Source organism: Streptomyces sp. NPDC051740 (assembly GCF_044453165.1).
GTDB classification, from domain to species: Bacteria; Actinomycetota; Actinomycetes; order Streptomycetales; family Streptomycetaceae; genus Streptomyces; species Streptomyces atrovirens.
In genome coordinates this window covers 1-10,115 of the sequence record NZ_JBITCL010000047.1, presented here as the reverse complement: position 1 = coordinate 10,115, position 10,115 = coordinate 1, and the positions used below count along the sequence as shown (strand labels likewise).

2 protein-coding genes are annotated in these 10,115 nt (G+C 73.7%); both read left to right on the top strand.

Translation table 11 applies throughout. The features are described from left to right. Positions 1–8,769, top strand: an 8,769-nt coding sequence (locus tag ACIA6T_RS35430) for an amino acid adenylation domain-containing protein (protein ID WP_399450613.1), incomplete at its 5' end; no start/stop codon positions are given. A gap of 8 nt (positions 8,770–8,777) precedes the next feature. Continuing rightward, positions 8,778–10,115 (top strand): condensation domain-containing protein (locus tag ACIA6T_RS35425; RefSeq protein ID WP_399450612.1); only part of this gene is annotated, 1,338 nt, incomplete at its 3' end.

The window sequence follows — 10,115 nt, the reverse complement described above, 5'->3', positions numbered from 1 at the left end:
GGCCGGCGGATGATCAACGCGTACGGGCCGACGGAGTCGACGGTGTGCGCGAGTATGAGTATGCCGCTGTCGGGTGCGGTGGTGCCGCCGATCGGCGCCCCGCTGGTCAACACCCGCCTGTATGTGCTGGATGCTGGTCTGCGGCCCGTCCCGGTCGGCAGCCCGGGGGAGTTGTATATCGCGGGTGCGGGTCTGGCCCGGGGATATCTGAACCGTCCGGAGCTGACCGCGGAACGCTTCGTCGCCTGCCCCTACGGTCCGGCGGGCAGCCGCATGTACCGCACCGGTGACCTGGCGCGGTGGACCGCGGGCGGGGAGCTGGAGTACCTGGGGCGGGCGGACGACCAGGTGAAGATCCGTGGTTTCCGGATCGAGCCGGGTGAGGTGGCCGCCGTGGTGGCCGGTCATCCTGCTGTGGCCCGCGCGGTGGTGGTGGTGCGGGAGGACCGGCCCGGTGACAAGCGCCTGGTGGCCTACGTGGTGCCGGTGCCCGGCGCGGACGCGGAGCCGGTGCAGTTGCGTCGGCACGCCGCCGGACAGTTGGCCGCGCACATGGTGCCGTCGGCGTTCGTCGCCCTGGACACCCTGCCCATCACCCCGAACGGCAAGCTGGACCGCAGGGCCCTGCCCGCCCCGGCCTACGGCACACTGTCCACGGCCGGTTACCGGGGTCCGCGTTCGCCGCGCGAGGAGATCCTGTGCGGTCTGTTCGCCGAGGTGCTGGGCGTGGAGCGGGTCGGTGTCGACGACGGTTTCTTCGACCTGGGCGGCCACTCCCTGCTGGCCACCCGGCTGGCCAACCGGATCCGCGCCACCCTGGGCGAGGAACTGCCGGTACGCCGCCTCTTCGAGACACCCACCGTCGCCGGACTCGCCGCCCGGCAGGGCACCGGAGCCGCCCGCGCCGCCGCGCGTTCGGTCGAGCGCCCCGAGCGGCTGCCGCTGTCGTTCGCGCAGGAACGCCTGTGGTTCCTCAGCCAGTTCGACGAGGCCTCCGCCACCTACAACATCCCCGCCGCGCTGCGGCTGACCGGCGACCTGGACCGCACCGCGCTCGAAGCCGCGCTGGCCGACGTGGTGGCCCGGCACGAGCCGCTGCGCACCGTCGTCGCCGAGGACGCCGACGGACCGCACCAGCGGGTGCTCGACGCCGGGGAGGCCGCACCGCGCCTGCGGACCGAGGCCGTCGACGAGGCCGTACTCGGGGAAAGGCTGGCCGGGGAGACCGGCCGGGCCTTCGATCTGTCGACGGAACTCCCGCTGCGAGTACGTCTGTTCGAGCTCGGTGCGCAGGAGCATGTGCTGCTGCTCGTCCTGCACCACATCGCCGGTGACGGCTGGTCGGTGGGGCCGCTCGCGCGGGACCTGACCACCGCCTACGCGGCCCGCCACGCCGGTCACGCCCCCAGCTGGGCCGAACTGCCGTTGCAGTACGCGGACTACGCCCTGTGGCAGCGCCGCACGCTCGGCTCCGAGACCGACGAGGACAGCCTGCTCGCGCGCCAGCTCACGTTCTGGGAGGACGCGCTGGCCGGCCTGCCCGAGGAACTGGAGCTCCCCGTCGACCACCGCCGGCCCGCCGTGTCCTCGTACACCGGCGGAGTGGTGGAGTTCGAGGTGCCGGCCGCGCTGCACGAGCGGCTGACGGCGCTGGCCCGGGAGCTGCGCGCCACGCCGTTCATGGTGGTGCGAGCCGCCCTGGCGACGCTGTTGTCGCGGCTGGGCGCCGGGACGGACATCCCGATCGGTACCCCGGTCGCCGGGCGCGCCGACGACGCCCTCGAAGGGCTGGTCGGGTTCTTCGTGAACACACTGGTGCTGCGCACCGATCTGTCCGGCGAGCCGTCCTTCCGTGAACTGGTCGCCCGGGTGAGGGAGTTCGACCTGTCGGCGTACGGCCACCAGGACGTGCCCTTCGAGCGGCTCGTCGACACGCTCAACCCGGCCCGCTCCATGGCCCGCCACCCTCTCTTCCAAACCTCGCTGACCTGGAACGACACCACCGAGCAGGCGCTGGGCGCGCTGCGCGGACTGCCGGGCCTCGCCGTCCGCCCCGAGCCGGTGGACACCACGGCGGCCAAGTTCGACCTGTCCTTCGTCTTCGAGGAGCGACGCGCCGCCGACGGAACCCCCGCGGGACTGGCCGGCAGCCTCGCCTACAGCGCCGACCTGTACACCCACGACAGCGCCGAGACCCTCACCGGGCGCCTGGTGCGCGTCCTCGACGCCGTGCTGGCCGACCCCGAGCGGCCGGTCACCCGTATCGACGTCACCGACGCGGCCGAGCGCGCCCGGCTGCTGGCCGCGGCCGGCACGGGCGGCACGCCCACCCCGCCCCGGTCGCTCGCCGAGCTCTTCGAGCGGCGCGTCGCCCTCGCGCCCGACGCGGTCGCCGTCAGCTGCGAGGAGCGGTCGCTGACCTACCGGGAGCTGAACGAGCGGGCCGACCGGCTGGCGGACCACCTCGTGGCGCACGGCGCGGGCCCGGAGCGGTTCGTCGCGGTGTCCCTGCCGCGCGGCCTCGACCTCGTCGTGGCCCTGCTGGCGGTCGTGAAGTCCGGGGCGGCGTACCTCCCCGTCGACCCCGGCTACCCGCAGGAGCGCATCGCCTACATCCTCCAGGACACCTCCCCCGTCCTCGTCGTCGACGAGGAGTGGCTCGCCACGGCCACCACCGGGGAACCCGTCGCCTCGGGACGCGACCGCGTCCCGGCCGGCCCGGCGCACCCCGCGTACGTCATCTACACCTCCGGCTCCACCGGCCGTCCCAAGGGCGTCGTGGTCCCGCACGCCAACGTGGTGCGGCTGTTCACCGCCACCGAGGACACCTTCGGCTTCGGCCCGGACGACGTGTGGACCCTCTTCCACTCCGCCGCGTTCGACTTCTCGGTGTGGGAACTGTGGGGTCCGCTGCTGTACGGCGGCCGGCTCGTCGTCGTGCCGTTCGAGGTCAGCCGCAACCCGGTGGAGTTCCTGCGGCTGCTCGTGCGCGAGCGGGTCACCGTGCTCAACCAGACCCCGTCGGCCTTCTACCAGCTGATGCAGGCGGACCGGGACCACCCCGGCCTCGGCGACCGGCTGGCGCTGCGCCGGGTGGTCTTCGGCGGCGAGGCGCTCGACCTCGGCCGGCTGGAGAGCTGGGGCCGCCGGCACGGCGACACGGACCCGGTGCTGGTCAACATGTACGGCATCACCGAGACGACCGTCCACGTCAGCGTGCGCGCCCTGGACTCCGTCACCTGGACCGGCCAGCACCGCAGCCTGATCGGCGTCGGCATCCGCGACCTGCGGGTGTACGTCCTCGACGATGCCCTGCGCCCGGCCCCGGCCGGCGTCGCGGGCGAGATGTACGTCGCCGGTGCCGGACTGGCCCGCGGCTACCTGAACCGGCCCGGGCTGACCGCGGAGCGGTTCGTCGCCTGCCCGTTCGGAGCACCGGGGGAGCGCATGTACCGCACCGGCGACCTGGCGCGGTGGACCGCGGACGGTGAGCTGGAGTACCTGGGCCGCGCCGACGACCAGGTCAAGATCCGGGGCTTCCGCATCGAGCTCGGCGAGATCGAGAGCGTCGTCCTGGCCCACCCGCGGATCGCCCAGGCCGCCGTCGTCGTCCGCGAGGACCGGCCCGGCGACCGTCGCCTCGTCGCCTACGCGGTGCCCGACGGCGGCACACTCGACACCGCCTCCGTACGGGACCGGCTCGCGGCCGAACTGCCCGAGTACATGGTGCCGTCGGCCGTGGTGCCCCTCGCGGCACTCCCGCTGACGGTCAACGGCAAGCTGGACCGCAGGGCACTGCCCGCGCCCGAGTACGGCACGTCCGACGCGGCCGGGCACCGGGCGCCGCGTTCGCCGCGCGAGGAGATCCTGTGCGGTCTGTTCGCCGAGGTGCTCGGCGTGGAGCGGGTCGGCATCGACGACGGCTTCTTCGACCTGGGCGGCCACTCCCTGCTCGCCACCCGCCTGGTCAACCGCATCCGCGCCACTCTCGGCGCCGAGCTGTCGGTGCGGGACCTGTTCGAGACGCCCAGCGTCGCCGGCCTGGCACCGGTCCTGGACGCGACCGCGAGCGGCACCATCCGCCCCCTCTCCCGGGCCGAACGCCCCGAACGGCTGCCGCTGTCGTTCGCGCAGCGCAGACTGTGGTTCCTGCACCGCTTCGAGGGCCCGTCCGCCACCTACAACATTCCGCTCGCCCTGCGCCTGACCGGTGACCTCGACCGGGCGGCCCTGGAGGCGGCCCTGGCAGACGTGGTGGCCCGGCACGAGGCACTGCGCACCGTCTTCGCCGAGGACGAGCAGGGCCCGTACCAGGTCGTCCTCGACCAGGCACGCCCCGCGCTGCACACGGTCACCGACGAGACGGAACTGCACGCGGCGGCCCGCTACGCCTTCGACCTCGGTGTCGAACTCCCGCTGCGTGCAGTGCTGTTCTCCCACGACGACCGCGAGCACGTCCTGCTGGTGGTGCTCCACCACATCGCCGGCGACGGCCGGTCCACCCTCTCCTTCGCCCACGACCTCGCCGCCGCCTACACCGCCCGACACGCCGGCCACGCCCCCCGACGGGACGAACCACCGCTCCAGTACGCCGACTTCGCGCTGTGGCAGAACGACACGCTCGGCTCCGAGGACGACCCGGACAGCCTGGTCTCCCGCCAGCTCACCTTCTGGCGGGACGCGCTGGCCGGCCTGCCCGAGGAACTCGACGTCCCCACCGACCGGCCCCGCCCGGCAACGACGTCGTACACCGGCGACGTCGTGGAGTTCGAGGTGCCGGCCGCCCTGCACGAGCGGCTGACGGCGCTGGCGCGGGAGCTGCGCGCCACCCCCTTCATGGTTCTCCGGGCCGCGCTCGCCACGCTGTTGTCGCGGCTGGGCGCGGGCACCGACATCCCGATCGGCACCCCGGTCGCGGGCCGCACCGACGACGCCGTCGAGGACCTGGTCGGGTTCTTCGTGAACACGCTGGTGCTGCGCACCGACCTGTCGGGCAACCCGTCCTTCCGTGAACTGGTCGGTCGAGTCAAGGAGTTCGACCTGGCGGCGTACGCCCATCAGGACGTGCCCTTCGAACGGCTCGTCGACGCGCTCGACATCACCCGCTCGACCTCCCGGCACCCCCTGTTCCAGACCGTCCTCACCCTCGACGACACCGCCGAACAGGAGGCCCTCTCCCGGGCCGCCGCCCTGCCCGGACTCGACGTCGGCCCCTACCGGCTCGACACCGGTGTCGCCAAGTTCGACCTGTCCTTCGGTTTCGTCCGCGCCCACGCGAACGGACCCGGACTCACCGGCCGTCTCGAATACGCCACCGACCTCTACGACCGGACCACGGCCCGCACCCTCGCCGACCGGCTGGTGCGCGTCCTGGAAGCAGTCCTCGCCGCCCCCGACGCGCCCGTCTTCCGGGTCGGCGTCCTCGGCGCAGAGGAACGCCGGCTGCTGGTCGACGGCCGCAACGACACCGCCCGGCCCACCCCCGAGGCCACACTGCTCGGCCTCTTCGAGGCCCACACCCGGGCCACGCCGGACAAGACGGCCCTCATCGGCGACGGCACCGAGCTGACCTACGCCGAACTCTCCCTACGCGCCCACCAATTGGCGCACCGGCTGCGCCGTGCGGGCGTGCGGCGCGAGACCCGCGTCGCCCTGCTGATGGAACGCTCCGTCGACCTGGCCGTCGCCGTCCTCGCCGTCCTCAAGGCCGGCGGAGTCTACGTGCCGCTCAGCGCCACCTACCCGGACGAGCGGCTGCGCTGGATCATCGGAGAGACCGGTACCCCGCTGATCGTCACCGACCGGGCGCAGCGGGAGCGGGCCGAGACCGTCGCCGGCCCGCTGGACGTCCTCGTCGTCGACGACCCGGCCACCGTCGACGCCCTCGCCCACGAGGACACCTCCGCACCCGGATTCGTCCCCACGCCCGGCGACCTGGCCTGCGTGATGTTCACCTCCGGCTCCACCGGCCTGCCCAAGGGCGTCGCCGCCACCCACGGGAACATCGCCGAGCTCGCCCAGGACGAGTGGTGGGCCTCCGGCTCCGCGGAACGCGTCCTGCTGCACTCCCCGCACGCCTGGGACGCGCTCACCCTGGAGCTGTGGGTCGCCCTGCTGTGCGGCGGCAGTGTCGTCGTCGCACCCGCCGGCGATCTCGGCGTCGAGGCCATCGGCGCCCTCGTCACCGGACACGGCATCACCGGACTGTGGCTGACCGCCGGCCTGTTCGCGGTCCTCGCCGAGGAACAGCCCGACTGCTTCCGGGGCGTGCGCCAGGTGTGGACCGGCGGCGACGTCGTCCCGCCCGCCGCCGTGCGCCGCGTCCTGGAGCGCTGCCCGCACATCGAGGTCGTCAACGGCTACGGCCCCACCGAGACCACCGTGTTCGCCACCCGCAACCCGGTCGGCGCGGCCGACGCCCAGCGGATGCCCAGCCTCGTCCCCATCGGACGCCCGCTGGACAACATGCGCGTGTACGTCCTCGACACCGCCCTGCACCCCGTGCCCGACGGCGTCCCCGGCGAGCTGTACGTGGCCGGCAGCGGCCTCGCCCGCGGCTACTGGGGACGCCCGGACCTCACCGCGGAACGCTTCGTGGCCTGCCCGTTCGGGGCGCCGGGGACCCGCATGTACCGCACCGGCGACCTGGTGCGCTGGAACACCGGCGGCCTGCTGGAGTTCGTCGGCCGGGCCGACGACCAGGTCAAGGTGCGCGGCTTCCGTATCGAGCTCGCCGAGATCGAGGCCGCCCTCGCCGCCCACCCGGGCGTCCGGGCGAGCGCGGTCGTCGTCCGCGAGGACCAGCCCGGCGACAAGCGCCTGACCGGCTACGCCGTCGCGCTGGACGCGCCCCTCGACCTCACCGAGGTCCGCGCCCACCTCGCCGCCCGGCTGCCCGACTACATGGTGCCCACCGCCCTGGTGCCGCTGCCCGAACTGCCCCTGACCACCAACGGAAAGCTGGACCGCAAGGCCCTGCCCGCCCCCGTCCACGCCCCCCGCTCCGCCGGACGGGCCGCCTCGGGGCCGGTGGAGGAGACGCTGAGCGCGCTCTTCGCCGAGGTCCTGGGTGTGCCCGGGATCGGCGTCGACGACAGCTTCTTCGACCTCGGCGGCGACAGCATCGTCTCCATCCAGCTCGTCAGCCGGGCCCGCAAGGCCGGCCTCACGCTCAGCCCGCGCGACGTCTTCGACCACCGCACGGTCGCCGCGCTCGCCGAGGCGATCACCGGCCGCGCACCCGCCCCCGTCGACGACACCCCGCAGGAACCCGCCACCGGACCGCTCCCGCTCACCCCGATCATGCACTGGCTCGCCGAACGCGGCGGCCCCCTCGACCGGTTCAACCAGTCCGTCGTGATCCAGGTCCCCGCGGGCATGGCGTACGACGATCTGCGCGACGCCCTTCAGGCCGTACTGGACCGCCACGACGTCCTGCGCATGCGGTGCACCACGGACGACTCCGGGCTGCCGCACGCGGACATCCCGCAGCCGGGCGCCCTCGCCGCGGCGCACTGCCTGACCCGCGTCGACGCCGCGGACGCCGACCCCGGCACGGTGCACGGGCTGCTCACCGAGCACGCCCGGGCCGCCCTCGACCGGCTCGCGCCCGCCGACGGCGTCATGCTCCAGGCCGTCTGGCTGGACCGCGGCCCGCACGCGCCCGGCAGACTCCTGCTCCTCGCCGACCACCTGGTCGTCGACGGCGTCTCCTGGCGCATCATCGTCTCCGACCTGGCCGAGGCCTGGCAGGCCGCCGCCGCCGGCCGCACCCCCGAACTCGCCCCCGTCGGCACGTCCTTCCGGCACTGGGCCACCGCCCTGCACACCGTCGCCACGGACCCGGCGCCCACCGACCAGCTCGCCCACTGGGCCGACACCCTGCGGGCCGGCGAGCAGCCGCTCGGCACGGACACCCTGGACCCGGCACGCGACACCCACGCCACGTCCGGCTCCCTCACGCTCACGCTGCCCGCGGACGTCACCGAGGCCGTGCTCACCACCGTGGGCTCCGTCTTCGGCGCCGGCGTCACCGACGGACTCCTCACCGCCCTCGTCCTGGCCCTCGCCGACCGGCCCGGCACCGACGGCCCGGGCCTCCTCGTGGACGTCGAGGGACACGGCCGCGAGGAACAACTCGTCCCCGGCGCCGACCTGTCCCGCACCGTCGGCTGGTTCACCAGCCTCTACCCCGTGCGCCTGGACCCGGGACCGCTGGACCGCACCGCCCGTGCGGACGCCCTCGCCGGCGGCCCCACCGCGAGCCGCGTCCTGAAAACCGTCAAGGAGCAACTGCGCGCCGTCCCCGACAACGGCGTCGGATACGGCCTGCTGCGCCACCTCAACCCCAAGACCAAGGGCGTGCTCGCCGAACTAGCCCGACCCCAGCTGGGATTCAACTACCTGGGCCGCGTCACGGCCCGGGAGGCCGCGGACTTCACCGTCGTACCCGACGTCGGGGCACTCGTCCCCGGCGACGACCCCGGCACACCCCTGACCCACGTGCTGGAGCTCAACGCCCTCACCCAGGACGGCACCGACGGGCCCGAACTCGTCGCCACCTGGACATGGGCCGGGCGGCTGCTGTCCGAGACCGAGGTGCGCCAGGTGGCCGAGGGCTGGTTCGCCGCCCTGCGCGGCCTCGCCGAGCACGCCCGGCATCCCGACGCGGGGGGTCTCACCCCGTCGGACGTGTCCCTGGTGACCATCAGCCAGGAAGAGATCGACGCATTCGAAGACGACTTCTTCGCAGACCAGGAAGACGAGTGAGGAAAGCCGTGAGCCGTAAGTCCCGCTCCATCGAGGACATCCTGCCCCTTTCGCCGCTGCAGGAAGGTCTCATCTTCCACAGCGTCTACGACGACCGCGGCGCCGACATCTACACCGTGCAACTCGTCTTCGACGTCGACGGAACCCTGGACTCCGCCGCGCTGCACACCGCCGCGCAGGCCCTCGTCCGGCGCCACACCAACCTCCGCGCGGGCTTCCGCCAGCGCAAGACCGGCGAATGGGTCCAGGTCGTCCTCGGCGACGCCCCGCCGAGCTGGACCGAGGCCGACCTCACCGGCCTGCCCGAGGTCGACCGCGAGACCGAGGCGGAGCGGATCATCACCGAGGACCGCGCCCGTCGCTTCGACCTCGGCCGGCCGCCGCTGCTGCGGTTCACCCTGATCCGCCTCACCCCCGACCGGCACCGGCTCGCCCTCGCCGTCCACCACGCCGTCCTCGACGGCTGGTCGCTGCCGGTCCTCCTGCGTGAACTCCTCGCGCTGTACGTCTCCCGGGGCGACGCCGACGCCCTGCCCCGCCCGCGCCCCTACCGCGAGTACCTCGCCTGGCTCGCCGGGCGTGACCGCGACGCCGCACTGGACGCCTGGACCCAGGCCTTCGAGGACTTCGACGAGCCCTCCCGGATCGCGCCCGCCTCCCCCGACCGCACCCCGGTCGTCCCGGACAAGGTCGAGTTCAGCCTGCCCGCCGAGACCACCCGCGCCCTGGCCGACCGCGCCCGCACCCTCGGCGTCACCCTGAACACCGTCGTCCAGGGCGCCTGGGGCCTCACCCTGTCCCGCCTCCTCGGCCGCACCGACGTCGCCTTCGGCGTCACCGTCTCCGGCCGCCCCGGCGACCTCGCCGGCGTCGAGGACATGGTGGGCCTGTTCATCAACACCCTGCCCCTGCGGCTGCTCCTGGACCCCGCCGAGTCCCTCGGCGGTCTCCTGGAGCGCCTCCAGCGCGAACAGTCCGCGCTCCTGGAGTACCAGTACATCGGCCTGGCCGACCTCCAGCGGGCCATCGGCAAGGGCGAACTCTTCGACACCTCCATGGTGTTCGAGAACTACCCCCTCGACAGCGCGGGACTCGACTCCTCGGCCGACGTGGGCGGCCTGCGCCTCGCCTCCGCCCAGAGCCGCTCGGCCATGCACTACACCTACGGCCTCGTCGCCCACCCCGGCGAGGAACTCAGCTTCCGACTGGACTTCCAGCCCGACCTCGTCGACCGCGAGTCGGCGGAGGCACTGGCCGAGCGGTTGGTGCGGGTGTTGGAGGTGGTGGTTGCTGATCCGGGGGTGCGGGTCGGTGGTGTGGAGGTGCTCTCGGATGCTGAGCGGGGC